General features: G+C 72.4%; 11 protein-coding genes and 1 riboswitch. Of the genes, 8 read left to right on the forward strand and 3 right to left on the reverse strand.

Annotated features, from left to right (window positions below):
- The first annotated feature begins 1 nt into the window (after position 1).
- On the forward strand, positions 2-1021 hold the full coding sequence (locus tag OHS17_RS25550; RefSeq protein ID WP_079199196.1) for a LacI family DNA-binding transcriptional regulator: 1020 nt from the start codon (positions 2-4) through the stop codon (positions 1019-1021).
- A 40-nt stretch (positions 1022-1061) separates the two neighbouring features.
- Here OHS17_RS25550 and OHS17_RS25555 read toward each other — a convergent pair whose 3' ends face one another.
- Entirely contained in the window at positions 1062-2327 is a 1266-nt protein-coding gene (locus OHS17_RS25555; RefSeq protein ID WP_330314021.1) for a citrate synthase, read from the reverse strand.
- Positions 2328-2462: 135 nt separating this feature from the next.
- Here OHS17_RS25555 and OHS17_RS25560 point away from each other — a divergent pair, with 135 nt between their 5' ends.
- Both OHS17_RS25560 and OHS17_RS25565 read left to right on the forward strand, forming a co-directional pair.
- Positions 2463-3623 (forward strand): citrate synthase/methylcitrate synthase, encoded by a 1161-nt coding sequence (locus OHS17_RS25560; RefSeq protein WP_330314022.1) that lies wholly within the window; start codon positions 2463-2465, stop codon positions 3621-3623.
- 19 nt (positions 3624-3642) lie between these two features.
- The gene (locus OHS17_RS25565; RefSeq protein WP_330314023.1) at positions 3643-4743 is read left to right on the forward strand and encodes a CobW family GTP-binding protein; all 1101 of its coding nucleotides are present in this window, start codon (positions 3643-3645) and stop codon (positions 4741-4743) included.
- A 26-nt stretch (positions 4744-4769) separates the two neighbouring features.
- Here the strand turns inward: OHS17_RS25565 and OHS17_RS25570 are convergent, their stop codons facing one another.
- Positions 4770-7220, reverse strand: a complete 2451-nt coding sequence (locus OHS17_RS25570) for a DNA gyrase/topoisomerase IV subunit A (protein WP_330314024.1) — start codon at positions 7218-7220, stop codon at positions 4770-4772.
- Positions 7221-7531: 311 nt separating this feature from the next.
- On the opposite strand from OHS17_RS25570, the gene OHS17_RS25575 reads away from it, so the two are divergent.
- The 4 genes from OHS17_RS25575 to OHS17_RS25590 all read left to right on the forward strand — a co-directional run bounded on the left by OHS17_RS25575 (position 7532) and on the right by OHS17_RS25590 (position 12469).
- Positions 7532-8896, forward strand: coding sequence for a M16 family metallopeptidase (locus OHS17_RS25575; RefSeq protein ID WP_198956921.1), 1365 nt, complete (start codon positions 7532-7534; stop codon positions 8894-8896).
- Positions 8897-8922: 26 nt separating this feature from the next.
- Entirely contained in the window at positions 8923-10305 is a 1383-nt protein-coding gene (locus OHS17_RS25580; protein ID WP_330314025.1) for a M16 family metallopeptidase, read from the forward strand.
- Positions 10306-10536: 231 nt separating this feature from the next.
- Positions 10537-10701, forward strand: a riboswitch (cyclic di-AMP (ydaO/yuaA leader).
- A gap of 13 nt (positions 10702-10714) precedes the next feature.
- Positions 10715-11554 (forward strand): M23 family metallopeptidase, encoded by an 840-nt coding sequence (locus OHS17_RS25585; protein ID WP_330314026.1) that lies wholly within the window; start codon positions 10715-10717, stop codon positions 11552-11554.
- 210 nt (positions 11555-11764) lie between these two features.
- A complete protein-coding gene (locus tag OHS17_RS25590; protein WP_330314027.1) occupies positions 11765-12469 on the forward strand; it encodes a GntR family transcriptional regulator in 705 nt (234 codons plus the stop codon).
- A 184-nt stretch (positions 12470-12653) separates the two neighbouring features.
- Here OHS17_RS25590 and OHS17_RS25595 read toward each other — a convergent pair whose 3' ends face one another.
- Positions 12654-12935, reverse strand: a complete 282-nt coding sequence (locus OHS17_RS25595; protein ID WP_018105371.1) for an HPr family phosphocarrier protein — start codon at positions 12933-12935, stop codon at positions 12654-12656.
- Positions 12936-13108: 173 nt separating this feature from the next.
- Here OHS17_RS25595 and OHS17_RS25600 point away from each other — a divergent pair, with 173 nt between their 5' ends.
- Positions 13109-16009: a bifunctional acetate--CoA ligase family protein/GNAT family N-acetyltransferase gene (locus OHS17_RS25600; protein WP_330314028.1), complete on the forward strand. Its 2901-nt coding sequence runs from the start codon at positions 13109-13111 to the stop codon at positions 16007-16009.
- Positions 16010-16029 lie beyond the last annotated feature (20 nt).

Consider the following 16029-nt stretch of genomic DNA (forward strand, 5'->3'; position numbering starts at 1 on the left):
TATGACGCGACGACTTGCTCAGGTGGCACAGAAGGTTGGAGTCAGCGAGGCCACGGTCAGCCGGGTGCTCAACGGCAAGCCCGGCGTTTCCGACGCCACGCGGCAGGCCGTCCTCTCCGCGCTGGACGTCCTCGGTTACGAGCGACCGACCCAGCTGCGCGGTGAACGGGCCCGCCTGGTCGGCCTCGTCCTGCCCGAACTGCAGAACCCGATCTTCCCCGCCTTCGCCGAGGTGGTCGGCGGTGCGCTCGCCCAGCAGGGCCTCACTCCGGTCCTCTGCACCCAGACCAAGGGGGGCGTCTCCGAGGCGGACTACGTCGAACTGCTTCTGCAGCAGCAGGTCTCGGGCGTGGTCTTCGCCGGTGGTCTCTACGCCCAGGCCGACGCCCCTCACGACCACTACAAGGTGCTGGCCGACCGCAAGATCCCCGTCGTCCTGATCAACGCGGCCATCGCCCATCTCGGCTTCCCCTGCGTCTCCTGCGACGACTCCGTGGCCGTCGAACAGGCGTGGCGCCATCTGGTGTCGCTGGGCCACGAGCGCATCGGTCTGGTGCTCGGCCCCTCGGACCACATGCCCTCGCAGCGCAAGCTGGCCGCCGCCCGGGCGCTCGCGGAGGAATCCGGCACGACCATCCCGGACGAGTGGGTGACGCGGGCGATGTTCTCGCTGGAGGGCGGGCAGGCCGCCGCCACGCGCCTGCTGGACGAGGGCGTCACCGGCTTCATCTGCGCCAGCGACCCGCTGGCCCTCGGGGCCGTGCGCGCGGCGCGGCGGCGGGGCCTGTCGGTGCCCGACGACGTGTCCGTCGTGGGCTACGACGACTCGGCCTTCATGAACTGCACCGAGCCCCCGCTCACCACCGTCCGCCAGCCGATCGAGGCGATGGGGCGGGCCGCGGTGGAACTGCTCTCCGTGCAGATCGGCGGCCGTGCCGTCCCGTCGGACGAGCTCCTCTTCGAGCCGGAGCTGGTCGTCCGGGGTTCCACGGCCCAGCCGCCCCGCGCGGCTTCCCGCTGACCGTCGGGATTTTGCACCCCCGACGCTTCCAATTGCGTCCTTACGGGGACGGGAGCGGCTGGGGAGGCCGGGGACCGGTGTAGTGCCCGCTGGGACGCATCCGCAGCGGGCGTTCCCCGTACTCCTCCAGCGCATGCGCGATCCAGCCCGCCGTACGGGAGATCGCGAACACCGTCTCTCCCGCCTCCGCGGGCATGCCCGAAGCGACCGAGAGCACGGCCAGCGCCAGATCGACGTTGGCGTGCAGAGGGACGTCCCGCGCGGTGGTGGCCACCACGTCGCGGGCGGCGGCCAGGGCCGGTCCGGCCTGCGGGACGCGTTCGAGCAGGCCGAACAGCGTACGGGCGCGCGGGTCCTCGCCCGGGTACAGCCGGTGCCCGAGCCCTGGCACCCGGCGCCCCGCCCGCAGATGGTCCGCCACCACCGGCGCGGCGCCACCGCGCTCCAGGACCTCGGCCAGCATGCGGTGGGCCAGCCCGCTCGCCGCCCCGTGCAACGGGCCTTCCAGTACGCCGAGCCCCGCCGACACCACCGCGTACGGATGGGCCCGGGCCGATGCGGCGACCCTGGCCGCCAGCGTCGAAGCGGCCAGATCGTGGTCGATGAGCAGCGCAAGCGCGGTGTCCAGCACGGCGAGTGACGGTTCGTCGGGCTGGCGGGCGGTGAGTTTCGGCCACAGTTGGGCAGCCAGACCGGAGGACGCCCCGGGTTCGCCCGTATCCACCGTGCCGTGCTCGCGACCGCCCACCGTCGGCAGCGCCGCGACCAGCGCCGGGATCAGGCTGCGCGCGCCGCCGAGCACCGTCTCGCGCGACAGGTCGAAACGCAGCGGATCGGCGGCAGCGGCGGCCACCACCGCGACCCGGAGCCGGTCCGTGGACCCGCAGTGAACCGGCAGCGCACCGACCGCCCGCCGGGCCGCCGACACCGCCTGCTCCGGGGCCGTGAAGCGGGTGCCCGGCCGCAGCTCACCGGTCCACAGCCACTCGGCGACCTCCTCGTACGCATAGCGCGCGGCCAGCTCTGTCGCGTCCACGCCCCGGAAGTAGTAGCGGTCGTCGGCGATGAGGGTGATGCCGGTACGGACGGCCGGCTCGCCCGGGGCCGGCTCCCTGCGCCCCGTACGCCGGGCCAGCGCGTCGACCTCCGCCGCGTCGAACGTACTGCCGCGACCGCCCGGCGCGCGGCTGCTGCTCAGCTGCCCTCGGCTGACGTAGGCGTACACCGTCTCGGGCTTCACGCCCAGGCGCTCGGCCGTCTCCCGCGTCGTGAGCCGCCGCCCGTCCGCCTCTGATCGCTCCGTCATGTCGCCACCGTATCCATAGGCCGCCCTCGGCATCCATGCATTCATATTGATTCAATCAACATTGACAGGAATCCAGTCATGCATGGACAGTCGAATCAATATCAAGGAGTCACCCGACTGTCCACGGAGGAAGCAATGACGACCATGACCGGCGGAACACCGCTCGACGTCCCCCGAGGTCTCGCGGGTGTCGTCGTGACCGATACGGCGCTCGGGGACGTCCGTGGCCGCGAGGGCTTCTACCACTACCGCCAGTACTCGGCGGTCGAGCTGGCGCAGGCCCGTGGCTTCGAGGACGTCTGGTACCTCATGACCGAGGGCGAGCTGCCCGGCCCGGAAGCCCGCGCCGACTTCGCCGCCCGCACGGCCGCACTGCGCGTACTGCCCGACGCCGTACGCGAGGCGCTGCCCGCCATAGCGCGGGCGAGCGCGGTGTCCGGCCCGCTGTCCGGGCTGCGTACAGCGCTCTCCCTGCTCGGCGCGTCGGCCGGGTTCCGGCCGGTGTACGACATCGACGCGGACCGGCGCCGGGCCGACGCCCTGGCCGTCTGCGCAGCCGTCCCCACCGTGCTGACCGCCCTGCACCGCCTCGGCCAGGGCCTCGAACCCGTCGAGCCGCGTGCCGACCTGCCGCACGCCGCCAACTACCTGTACATGCTCACCGGTTCCGTCCCGGACGAGGACCGGGCCAGGGCGGTCGAGCAGTATCTGATCTCCACCGTGGACCACGGCTTCAACGCCTCGACGTTCACCGGACGGGTCGTCGCCTCGACCGGAGCGGACGTCGCCGCCTGCCTGGTGGCCGCCGTCGGGGCGCTCTCCGGCCCCCTGCACGGCGGCGCCCCGAGCCGCGCCCTGGACACGCTCGATGCGATCGGCACCCCCGACCGCATCGACGGCTGGATCCGCGAGCGGGTCCTCGCGGGCGACCGGATCATGGGCTTCGGTCACCCCGTCTACCGCACCGAGGACCCCCGCTCGCGCATGCTCCGGTCCATCGCCCAGGGCTTCGGCGGCCCGCTCGTGGAGTTCGCCGTCGAGGTGGAGCGCCAGGTCGAGGCGATCCTCGCCGAGCTGAAGCCGGGGCGCGAACTGCACACCAACGTGGAGTTCTACGCCGGAGTGGTCATGGAGCTGTGCGGGCTGCCGCGTGAGATGTTCACGCCGACCTTCTCCGCGGCGCGGGTCGTGGGCTGGAGCGCCAATATCCTGGAGCAGGCGGAGGACTCAAAGATCATCCGCCCGGCGGCCCGCTACATGGGCCCGCCCCCGCCCCAGCCGGTCCCCGCCGTCTGACCCCGCAGGAAGGCCCCCGTTGAGCTCGTCGTCGCCCCGCAGCCCGCAGATCCCGGTCGTCGTCCTCGCGGGATTCCTGGGATCCGGCAAGACGACGCTGCTCAACCACCTCCTGCTCCACCGCGCGGGCAACCGGATCGGCGTGATCGTCAACGACTTCGGGGCCATCGAGATCGACGCCATGACCGTCTCCGGGCAGGTCGGCTCCACCGTGTCGCTGGGCGGCGGCTGCCTGTGCTGCGCGGTCGACGCGAGCGAGCTGGACACGTATCTGGAAACGCTGACCCGGCCCTCCGCGAGGCTCGACGTGATCGTCATCGAGGCGAGCGGCCTCGCCGAGCCGCAGGAACTCGTCCGGATGATCCTCGCCAGCGACAACCCGCGCATCGTGTACGGGGGACTGGTCGAGGTGGTCGACGCCGCCGAGTTCGAGGCGACCCGGGAGCGCCATCCGGAGATCGGCCGCCATCTCGCGGTGGCCGATCTCGTCGTGCTCAACAAGACGGACCGGGCCGGGGACGAGGAGTGCGCCCGCGTCCGGAAGGTCGTCGCGGAGACCGGAAGCACGGCCGCGGTCATCCCGGCCACGTACGGGCGCATCGACCCCGAGTTGCTCTTCGACCCGGCGCTGCGGCCCGAGGGCGAGGAGAAGGCCCGTCAGCTCACCTTTGAGGACCTGTACCTGGAGGAGCGCGCGGCCGAGGACGGCGACGGGCACGGGGGCCATCTGCACACCGCGTACGAAAGCATCGACTTCGACTCCGGCGTGCCGATGGACCCCCGCAGGCTGATGCGGTTCCTCGACTCACGGCCCGAGGGGCTGTACCGCATCAAGGGGTACGTCGACTTCGGCGCGGGCGACCCCGGCAACGCGTACGGGGTGCACGCCGTCGGCAGGTTCCTGCGGTTCACCCCCCGGCCCTGGACGCGCGGCGAACCGAAGCGGACCCAGCTCGTCCTGATCGGCTCCGGCATCGACGCACCGGCCCTGCGCGAGGAACTGGAGAGCTGCGGGGCTACGGAGGACCCGGCCGGGGAAACGCCGCAGGACGCCGCACACGAGCGAGCCATGTGGGGCGTCCTGCGTTACGTGGAACAGCCCGGCGACGACGACGCGTAGCGCGCACCGCCGCCGGGCCGGACGGCCTACGCCGGGCCGGCGATCACCGCGACCGGGCTCTCCAGCGGCGTCCCGGAACCGTCGCGCCGCGGGTCGGGCTCGGGCAGCGACGCCGGGGCGCCGTTCTTCTGCGCCGCCCTGGCCGGCAGCGCGCCCGCCCAGGCGAACACCAGCACGTCCTCGCCCTTCAGGAACCGCTGGCAGCGCACCCCGCCGGTCGCCCGGCCCTTGCGCGGATACTGGTCGAACGGGGTGAGCTTGCAGGTCAGGACCGAGTCGTCCAGCGTGCCGTGCGAACCGGCGACCGTGAACACCGCGGCGTCCGCCGCCGGGTCGACCGCAGCGAACGAGAGCACCCTGGCACCCGCCCCCAGCTTGACGCCCGCCATACCGCCGGCCGGCCGCCCCTGCGGGCGGACCTGCGCGGCCGGGTAGCGCAGGAGCTGGGCGTCCGAGGTGATGAAGACCAGGTCCTCCTCGCCGGTCCGCAGCTCCATCGCACCGACGATCCGGTCACCGTCCTTGAGGGTGATGACCTCCAGCTCGTCCTTGTTGGCCGGGTAGTCCGGCACCACGCGCTTGACGACACCCTGCAGCGTGCCGATGGCGAGACCCGGTGACGCCTCGTCGAGCGTGGTGAGGCAGACGACGTCCTCGTCCGCCTCCAGCGTGAGGAACTCGCCGACCGTCGCCCCGCCCGACAGATTGGGCGCCGCGTGCGTGTCCGGGAGCTGGGGGAGATCGATCACCGGGAGCCGCAGCAGCCGCCCGCTCGACGTCACCACGCCGACATCGCCGCGGGCCGTCGCCGTCACCGCCGAGACGATCGCGTCGTGCTTGGCCCGCTTGGTGCCCTCGGCGACGACGATCGGCTCGTCGTTGGCCGTACGCGCCAGCAGGCCCGTCGAGGACAGCAGCACCCGGCACGGGTCGTCCGCCACCTCCAGCGGCACCGAAGCGACCTGCGAACCGGCCGACTCCAGCAGCACAGTGCGCCGGGCCGTGCCGAACTTCTTCGCGACCGCGGCCAGTTCCGAGGAGACCAGCTTGCGCAGCTCGGTGTCCGATTCCAGGATCGTCGTCAGCTCGGCGATCTCGGCGTCCAGGCGGTCGCGCTCGCTCTCCAGCTCGATCCGGTCGAAGCGGGTGAGCCGGCGCAGCGGCGTGTCCAGGATGTACTGCGTCTGGATCTCGCTCAGCGAGAAGCGCTCCATGAGCCGCTCCTTCGCCTGCGCCGAATTGTCGCTGGAGCGGATGAGCCGGATGACCTCGTCGATGTCGACCAGCGCGACGAGCAGACCCTCGACCAGGTGCAGCCGGTTGCGGCGCTTGGTCCGGCGGAACTCGCTGCGCCGGCGCACCACGTCGAAGCGGTGGTCGAGATAGACCTCCAGCAGCTCCTTCAGGCCCAGCGTGAGCGGCTGGCCGTCGACCAGTGCCACGTTGTTGATGCCGAAGGACTCCTCCATCGGCGTCAGCTTGTAGAGCTGCTCCAGCACCGCTTCCGGCACGAAGCCGTTCTTGATCTCGATGACCAGACGCAGGCCGTGCGAGCGGTCCGTGAGGTCCTTGACGTCCGCGATGCCCTGGAGCTTCTTCGCCGAGACCAGGTCCTTGATCTTGGAGATGACCTTCTCGGGGCCGACGGTGAAGGGCAGTTCGGTGACGACGAGGCCCTTGCGGCGCGGCGTGACGTTCTCCACGACGGCCGTGGCACGGATCTTGAACGTGCCGCGGCCGTTGGCGTAGGCGTCCTTGATGCCGCCGAGGCCCACGATCCGCCCGCCCGTCGGCAGGTCGGGACCGGGGACGTACCGCATCAGCGTCTCCAGGTCCGCGCCCGGATGCTTGATCAGATGCCGGGCCGCGGCGATGACCTCGCCCAGGTTGTGCGGCGGCATGTTGGTCGCCATGCCGACCGCGATCCCGGCCGCGCCGTTGACCAGGAGGTTGGGGTAGGCCGCCGGGAGGACGACCGGCTCCTGCTCCTGACCGTCGTAGTTCGACTGGAAGGCGACCGTCTCCTCGTCGATCGACTCCGTCATCAGGGAGGTCGCGTCGGCCATCCGGCACTCGGTGTACCGCATGGCGGCGGGCGGGTCGTCGTTGCCCAGGGAGCCGAAGTTCCCGTGCCCGTCTACCAGGGGGAGGCGCATGGAGAACGGCTGCGCCATGCGCACCAGCGCGTCGTAGATCGACGCGTCGCCGTGCGGGTGCAGCTTGCCCATGACCTCGCCGACGACCCGGGCGCACTTCACGAAGCCGCGGTCCGGGCGCAGGCCCATCTCGTTCATCTGGTACACGATGCGGCGGTGCACCGGCTTCATGCCGTCACGGGCGTCCGGGAGGGCGCGTGAGTAGATCACCGAGTACGCGTACTCGAGGAAGGAGCCCTGCATTTCGTCGACGACGTCGATGTCGAGGATCTTCTCCTCGAAGTCGACCGGCGGCGGGGTCTTCGTGCTGCGGCGGGCCATCGCTGCTGCGACTCCTTCACGGATTTCGAGCGGGCAACCTCAGGTTCCCTCAGGTTCTGACGCGGTCCATTGTGGACCGCCGCACTGACAACCCCGACCTCGACCCGTCCCAAACGCCCCGCGCCGTCCGTCCCGAGGCGGCGGAAGACCAGCTTCCGGGGAATTTCGCTCGCAGCTTCGCCGCACGGGAACTTCGGCAGGTGCCGGTTCGCTTGCATACAGTGGCGGGTGTCTTGAAGCAATCTTTCGAAGCAGCCTCCCGCGGCGGCTTCTTCACATGGACATCCAGTAGCGCGATCGAAGGGACGTACATGCCCATGGGTCACACGGCCACAGCCCAGGCCGGCTCCGGCGGCTTGACAGCGACCGAGCACCGTCTGGCCAACGGCCTGCGCGTGGTGCTCTCCGAGGACCATCTGACCCCGGTCGCGGCGGTGTGCCTCTGGTACGACGTCGGCTCACGCCACGAGGTCAAGGGCCGTACGGGCCTGGCCCACCTCTTCGAGCACCTGATGTTCCAGGGCTCCGGCCAGGTCAAGGGGAACGGGCACTTCGAGCTGGTGCAGGGCGCCGGCGGCTCGCTCAACGGCACCACCAGTTTCGAGCGGACCAACTACTTCGAGACGATGCCCACGCACCAGCTGGAGCTGGCCCTGTGGCTCGAGGCCGACCGGATGGGCTCGCTGCTCGCCGCGCTCGACGAGGAGTCCATGGAGAACCAGCGCGACGTCGTCAAGAACGAGCGCCGCCAGCGCTACGACAACGTCCCGTACGGCACCGCGTTCGAGCGCCTGACCGCGCTGGCCTACCCCGAGGGCCACCCGTACCACCACACCCCGATCGGCTCCATGGCCGACCTGGACGCGGCGACCCTGGAGGACGCCCGCGCCTTCTTCCGTACGTACTACGCGCCGAACAACGCGGTGCTCTCGGTCGTCGGCGACATCGACCCCGAGCAGACCCTCGCCTGGATCGAGAAGTACTTCGGCTCCATCCCCTCGCACGACGGCAAGCAGCCGCCGCGCGACGGCTCGCTGCCCACGATCATGGGCGGCCAGCTGCGTGAGGAGGTACGCGAGGAGGTACCGGCGCGCGCCCTGATGGCCGCGTACCGGCTGCCCCACGACGGCACCCGCGAGTGCGACGCGGCGGACCTCGCCCTGACCGTGCTCGGCGGCGGCGAGTCGTCCCGGCTGCACAACCGCCTGGTCCGGCGCGACCGTACGGCCGTGGCCGCCGGGTTCGGACTGCTCCGGCTCGCCGGCGCGCCCTCCCTGGGCTGGCTGGACGTCAAGACGTCCGGCGGGGTGGAGGTGGCGGAGATCGAGGCCGCGGTCGACGAGGAGCTGGCCCGGTTCGCCGAGGAGGGCCCCACGGCCGAGGAGATGGAGCGCGCCCAGGCCCAGTTGGAGCGCGAATGGCTGGACCGCCTCGGTACGGTCGCGGGCCGCGCCGACGAACTGTGCCGTTACGCCGTGCTGTTCGGCGACCCGCAGCTCGCGCTCTCCGCCGTGAACCGGGTCCTCGACGTCACGGCCGAGGAGGTCAAGGCCGCCGCGCAGGCGCAGCTGCGGCCCGACAACCGGGCGGTCCTGGTCTACGAACCGGTCGAGCCCGCCGAGACGGCCGAAGAGGCCGACGCCGACACCGACGCGCACGAAGGGGCGGACCAGTGACCGACGCTGCCGCGACTGAAGTTTCGATGCAGTTCCACCCCCAGCCCGCCCCCGGCACGGCCCGGCCGTGGGCCTTCCCCGCGCCGGAGCGGGGCTCCCTGCCCAACGGCCTCACCGTGCTGCGCTGCCACCGCCCCGGCCAGCAGGTCGTCGCCGTCGAGATCTTCCTCGCCGCCCCCCTGGACGCCGAGCCCGAGGGTCTGGACGGCGTGGCCACGATCATGTCGCGCGCCCTGTCCGAGGGCACCGACAAGCAGAGCGCCGAGGAGTTCGCCGCCGAGCTGGAGCGGTGCGGCGCCACCTTCGACGCCCACGCCGACCACCCGGGCGTCCGGGTCTCCCTGGAGGTCCCGGCCTCCCGCCTGGCCAAGGCACTCGGCCTGGTCGCCGAGGCGCTGCGGGCGCCGGCCTTCGCCGACAGCGAGATCGAGCGGCTGGTGAGCAACCGGCTGGACGAGATCCCGCACGAGCAGGCCAACCCGGCCCGCCGCGCGGCCAAGCAGCTCTCCAAGGAGCTCTTCCCGGCCACGGCCCGCATGTCGCGCCCGCGCCTGGGCACCGAGGAGACCATCGAGCGGATCGACGCCGCGGCCGTGCGCGCCTTCTACGACGCGCACATCCGCCCGTCCACCGCGACCGCCGTGGTCGTCGGCGACCTCACCGGCATCGACCTGGACGCGCTGCTCGCCGAGACCCTCGGCGACTGGTCGGGGAACACCGCCGAGCCCCGCCCCGTCCCGCCGATCACGGCCGACGACACCGGCCGGGTGATCATCGTGGACCGCCCCGGCGCGGTGCAGACCCAGCTGTTGATCGGCCGCATCGGCGCCGACCGCCACGACAGCGTGTGGCCCGCCCAGGTGCTCGGCACCTACTGCCTGGGCGGCACGCTGACCTCCCGGCTCGACCGGGTGCTGCGCGAGGAGAAGGGCTACACCTACGGCGTGCGGGCCTTCGCCCAGGTGCTCCGCTCCGGCGCAGCCGACTCCGTCTCGGGTGCGACGGGCGCCTCGATGCTCGCCATCAGCGGTTCCGTGGACACCGAGTCCACCGGACCGGCGCTGGACGACCTGTGGAAGGTCCTGCGGACGCTGGCCGCCGAGGGCCTGACGGACGCCGAGCGCGAGACGGCCGTGCAGAACCTCGTGGGCGTCGCGCCCCTGAAGTTCGAGACGGCGGCCTCCGTCGCGAGCACCCTCGCCGACCAGGTCGAACAGCACCTCCCGGACGACTACCAGGCGACGCTGTACGCCCGTCTCGCCGAGACCGGCACCGTCGAGGCGACCGCGGCTGTGGTCAGCGCCTTCCCGGTGGACCGGCTGGTCACGGTCCTGGTCGGGGACGCCTCGCGCATCGAGGAGCCGGTCAGGGCACTCGGCATCGGAGAGGTGTCGGTCGTCACCGGCTGATCCGCAGCTCGGCCCGCTCGACGGGCAACGGGGAGGGTTCGGCGCGCGGTCGCGCCGAACCCTCCCCGCATGCGCGGCCCCTTTTGTCCCTTCCGTGCCTTTTGTGCATAAAGAGATTAGTTCGCCCTGTGGGATGGGCTACAAAACCCCGTGTCCGTTTGGTGGCCTGAAGTCCGTCCGCTTAGCGTCGGGTCCGCTGTCCGCCACTCGTACGCGCATCCGTGATGTACCGGGCAGCCATCGCCGAGTCCCCGTCAGGCGCGAGCCTGGGGAGCCGGGGACCCACCGTCCCTGGGGTGAATCGGATGCCCGCGCTCCGTCCGGAGCGAGGCGTCCGTAGGAGACCTTCCTGCTCCGAACCCGTCAGCTAACCCGGTAGGCGAGAAGGAAGGAAAGGACCAGCCACCCCATGGCGTTCACCCGTGCCACCGGGAAGCACCGTGCCCCGAGCCGCCTGACGCGCGTCGGCGCCAAGGCCGTCGGCGTCGCGACGCTCGCCGCCGGCGGTGTCATCGGCTCCCTGGCCTCCCCGGCCCTCGCCGCCGACACCGGGACGGCCCCCGCCGCCACCGAGACCGGCCTCTCCCAGCTCCTCGCCATCGAGAACACCCTCGCCGACCGCATCGACGCCCAGGCCACGGCGCAGCAGCACCAGGCCGAGGCCGCCGAGAAGAAGGCGGCGGCCAAGGCGAAGGAAGCGGCCAAGAAGAAGGCCGAGGCCGCGAAGAAGAAGGCCGCCGAGAAGGCCGCCAAGGCCAAGGAAGCGGCCAAGGCGAAGGCCAAGGCCGCCCGCGAGGCGTCCGCCCGCGCCGGCCGCTCCACCGCACGCACCGCGCTGGGCTCGTCCTACCAGCTGCCCGTCGCCGGCTCCTACGTGACCACCGGCTACAAGTCCAGCGGCTCGCTCTGGTCCTCCGGCAGCCACTCCGGCATCGACTTCCACGCCGCGTCCGGCAGCTCCGTCGTCGCCGTCGGCGCCGGCACGGTCGTGGAGGCCGGCTGGGGCGGGGCGTACGGCAACAACATCGTGCTCCGGATGGCGGACGGCACGTACACCCAGTACGGCCACCTCTCCTCGATCGGCGTCTCCGTGGGCCAGAGCGTGGCGGCCGGTCAGCAGATCGGGCTCTCCGGCTCGACCGGCAACTCCACCGGTCCGCACCTCCACTTCGAGGCCCGCACCACGCCCTCCTACGGCTCCGACATGGACCCGGTCGCCTATCTGCGCGCCCACGGCGTCAGCGTCTGACCGGTCACCGGCTCCACACCGAAGGCCCCGGCATCCCGCCGGGGCCTTCGCCGTTCCCACGCCTCCCCGCGCACCTTCCGCCACCCGGCCGCGACCAAAAGATATTCATGAATTCCCGCCCGGCATCGGAAATGCGAGCGCATTGCAATAGAGTCACGCCAGAGGTGTCGATCGGCCGCTGTTCGCGGGGATTGAGGCGGAGGTTCGGACATGCGTGTTCCGGCGCATTCGGTATGCACGGCAATCCGTGACGACATCGTCTCCGGTGTCTTCGAACGCGGCAGCCGGCTCACCGAGGAGGTGCTCGCACGGCGTTACGGGGTTTCCCGCGTCCCGGTACGGGAAGCGCTGCGCACCCTGGAGTCGGAGGGCTTCGTCGTGACCCGGAGACACGCCGGAGCCTGCGTCGCCGAGCCCACGGAGCAGGAGGCCGCCGACCTCCTGGAGGTCCGCATGCTGCTGGAACCGCTGAGCGCGGCCCGCGCGGCCCAGCGCCGGACGGACGCCCACCTCAAGGTGTTGCGCGGCCTGGTCAGGCTCGGCCAGGAGCGGGCCCGCCGGGGTGAGGGCGAGGATCTGCGCTCCCTGGCCGGCTGGTTCCACGAGACGCTGGCCCAGGCGTCCGGCAGCCCCGGCCTCATCGCCCTGCTCACCCAGCTCCGCCACAAGATCGCCTGGATGTACGCGGTCGAGCAGCCGGCCCGCCCGGCCGAAGCCTGGGCCGAGCACGGGGCCCTCGTGGACGCCGTGGCGCGCGGGGACGCGGAGCGGGCGCGGGCCCTGGCCGTGCAGCTCGCCGAACGCCACGGCGCCGCGCACCGGCTCCGCCGCGCCGCCCGCCCCGCCACCGTGCCCCGGGCCGGCCGTGTGAGGGCTTCGCAACGTGCCGTAAACACCGCGAGTGGCCGGAATTAACAAAGGGCGCGTACAAATAAAGAAAGGCGCGTGTAAAAAAAGCGGAAAAGGCGCGGCCCGCCCAACCGCCCGCTTATTCGGTCCGCGTCGTATGGCTGCGGCCCGCGCACGCAAAAGCCGCGGCGCCCCATGCAGGGGGCCGCGGCTTTCCCGTGAGAATTCCGGCGGTGTCGGCCGCTCGGGCTCAGACGGTCTCCGGAAGCTCCTCGAGACCCTCGGCGACCAGCTTCGCCAGGCGGTCCAGGGCGGCCTCGGCGTTGTCCGCGTCGGACGCGAGCACGATCTCCTCGCCGCCCTGGGCGCCGAGACCGAGCACCGCGAGCATGGAGGCCGCGTTCACCGGGTTGCCGTCCGCCTTGGCGATGGTGACGGGGACGCCGGAGGCCGTGGCGGCACGGACGAAGATGGAAGCGGGGCGGGCGTGCAGGCCCTCGGCCCAACCGACGTTTACGCGGCGCTCAGCCATGGTTCTGCCCTTCAAGAATCAACGGTTGTCTAGACCAGTGTCTCATGTGGTGCGCGATGCTCCGGGCAGACCCGCGGGCCCTCCCGCGCGCCGCGCCCGCGGTCGTCCGGAGACCTCAGAGTGCCCCGGCCCCGGCACCCCCGCGACCCGTGCGACAGCCGTAGGCTTTCCTCATGCAGCCCTCTCCGGAGCAGAGTCCGCATCACGCCTACCCCGATCACTGGGAGGCGGACGTGGTGCTCCGCGACGGCGGCACCGCGCGGATCAGGCCGATCACCACGGATGACGCCGAGCGCCTGGTCAGCTTCTACGAGCAGGTTTCCGACGAGTCGAAGTACTACCGCTTCTTCGCGCCCTACCCCCGGCTCTCCGCCAAGGACGTCCACCGCTTCACCCATCACGACTACGTCGACAGGGTGGGTCTGGCCGTCACGGTGGGCGGCGAGTTCATCGCCACCGTCCGCTACGACCGGATCGACGCGACCGGCCGCCCCGCCTCGGCCCCCGCCGACGAGGCCGAGGTCGCCTTCCTCGTCCAGGACGCCCACCAGGGCCGGGGCGTGGCCTCGACCCTGCTCGAACACATCGCGGCGGTCGCCCGCGAACGCGGCATCCGGCGCTTCGCCGCAGAGGTGCTGCCCGCCAACACCAAGATGATCAAGGTGTTCCGGGACGCCGGCTACACCCAGCAGCGCAGCTTCGAGGACGGCTCCGTCCACCTCACCCTCGACCTCGAACCCACCGCCGAATCCCTCGCCGTCCAGCGCGCCCGCGAACAGCGCGCCGAGGCCAAGTCCGTGCAGCGGCTGCTCGCCCCCGGATCCGTCGCCGTCATCGGCGTCGGCCGCACCCCCGGCGGCGTCGGCCGCACCGTCCTGCGCAACCTGCTCGGCGCGGGCTTCACCGGCCGCGTCCACGCGGTCAACAGCGCGCTCGACGCCGGGCAGGACACCATCGACGGGGTCCCCGCGCACCGCTCCCTGGGCGAGATCGGCGAGCCGGTCGACCTCGCGGTGGTCGCCGTACCCGCCGACCGCGTCCCGGAGGCCGTCGCGGACTGCGGGGAGCACGGCGTCCAGGGGCTGGTGGTCCTCTCCGCCGGTTACGCCGAGTGGGGCGCCGAGGGCCGCGAGCGCCAGCGGGAACTGGTGCGCCAGGCCCGTTCGTACGGCATGCGGATCATCGGGCCCAACGCGTTCGGCATCATCAACAACTCCGAGGCGGTCCGGCTCAACGCCTCGCTCGCCCCGGACCGGCCCGCCTCCGGGCGCATCGGCCTGTTCACCCAGTCCGGCGCCATCGGCATCGCCCTGCTCTCCGGGCTCTACCGGCGCGGCGCGGGCCTCTCCACCTTCATCTCGGCCGGCAACCGGGCCGACATCTCCGGCAACGACTTCCTTCAGTACTGGTACGAGGACCCGGACACCGATGTCGCCCTGCTCTACCTGGAGTCGCTGGGCAACCCGCGCAAGTTCACCCGCCTCGCCCGCCGTACCGCCGCCGTGAAGCCGGTGGTCGTGGTCAAGGGCGCCCGGCACAGCGGCTCCACCCCGCCCGGCCACGCCGTCCCCGTCAGCCGCATCCCCGACTCCACGGTCTCCGCGCTGATGCGGCAGGCGGGTGTCATCCGCGTCGACACGGTCACCGAGATGGTCGACGCCGGGCTGCTCCTCGCGGACCAGCCGCTTCCGGCGGGCGGACGCGTCGCGATCCTCGGCAACTCGGAGTCCCTGGGGCTGCTCACGTACGACGCGTGCCTGGCCGAGGGGCTTCGCCCGCGCCCGCCCATCGACCTCACCACGTCCGCCACTCCGCAGGACTTCCGGGACGCGCTGTCGGCGGCGCTGGCCGACGGGGCGTGCGACGCCGTGATCGTGACGGCGATCCCGTGGGTCGGCGAGAACGGCGAGGCGGAGTCGGGCGACGGCGAGGTCCTGGCCACCGCGCTGCACGCGGCGGCCGCCGCCGGTCCCGCCAAGCCGGTCGCCGTGGTCCACGTCGAGATCGGCGGCCTGGCGGAGGCGCTGTCGGCCGCCACCAGCACAGTGGCGCAGCCGCGCCCGGCCACCCAGCCGTTCACGGCGGCGCAGGGGACGCCGGCGGCCCCCGCCGCGCCGCCGAGCGCCCCGCCGCCCACTGCCCCACAGCCCGCCACCGCGGACGGCGCCCCCAACATCCCCTCGGACGCCCCACGCCGCGGCCGCATCCCCGCCTACCCCGCCGCCGAGCGCGCCGTGCGGGCGCTCGCCGAGGCCGTGCGGTACGCGCAGTGGCGGCGGCAGGCCGCGACGCCCGGCAAGGTGCCCGACTTCCTCGACGACACCATCGACCCTTCGGGCGCCGCCGCCCGCATCGACGCGCTCCTCGGCGAGGACCCCGACCCGCGCGGCCGGCCGCTCGGCCACGACGAGGCCCGCGAACTGCTCGCCTGCTACGGCATCGCCGTACGCCCCACGCTGCCCGCCCCCGGTCCGGAGGAGGCCGTGGCGGCCGCCGCCCGGCTCGGCTACCCGGTGGCGCTCAAGACGACCGCGCCCCATCTGCGCCACCGGGCCGACCTCGGCGGCGTACGCCTGGACCTCGACAGCGAGGCGGCCCTGCGCCGCGCGTACGGCGACCTCACCGAACTGCTCGGCAAACCGGCGGAGCTGCGGCCCGTCGTCCAGGCCATGGCGCCGCGCGGCGTCGACACCGTCGTACGGGCCACCATCGACCCGGCTGCGGGCGCCGTGCTCTCCTTCGGTCTCGCCGGGGCGCCCTCCGAGCTGCTCGGCGACACCGCCCACCGTCTGGTCCCGGCCACCGACCGGGACGCCGCCGAGCTGATCCGGTCCATCCGGGCGGCCCCGGTCCTGTTCGGCTGGCGCGGTGCGGCGCCGGTGGACACCGCCGCCCTCGAGGAGCTGCTGCTGCGGGTCTCCCGGCTGGTCGACGACCATCCCGAGGTGGTCTCCATCGCCCTGGAACCGGTCGTGGTCGCCCCGCAGGGCCTCTCCGTGCTCGGGGCGAGCGTCCGCCTCTCGCCGCCCCCGGCCCGGAACGACCTCGGCCCGCGCCGCCTGTCGAACTACTGACAGGCCCCGCTCGCGTCCCC

Origin of the sequence: Streptomyces sp. NBC_00523, assembly GCF_036346615.1 — a bacterium.
Lineage (GTDB): Bacteria > Actinomycetota > Actinomycetes > Streptomycetales > Streptomycetaceae > Streptomyces.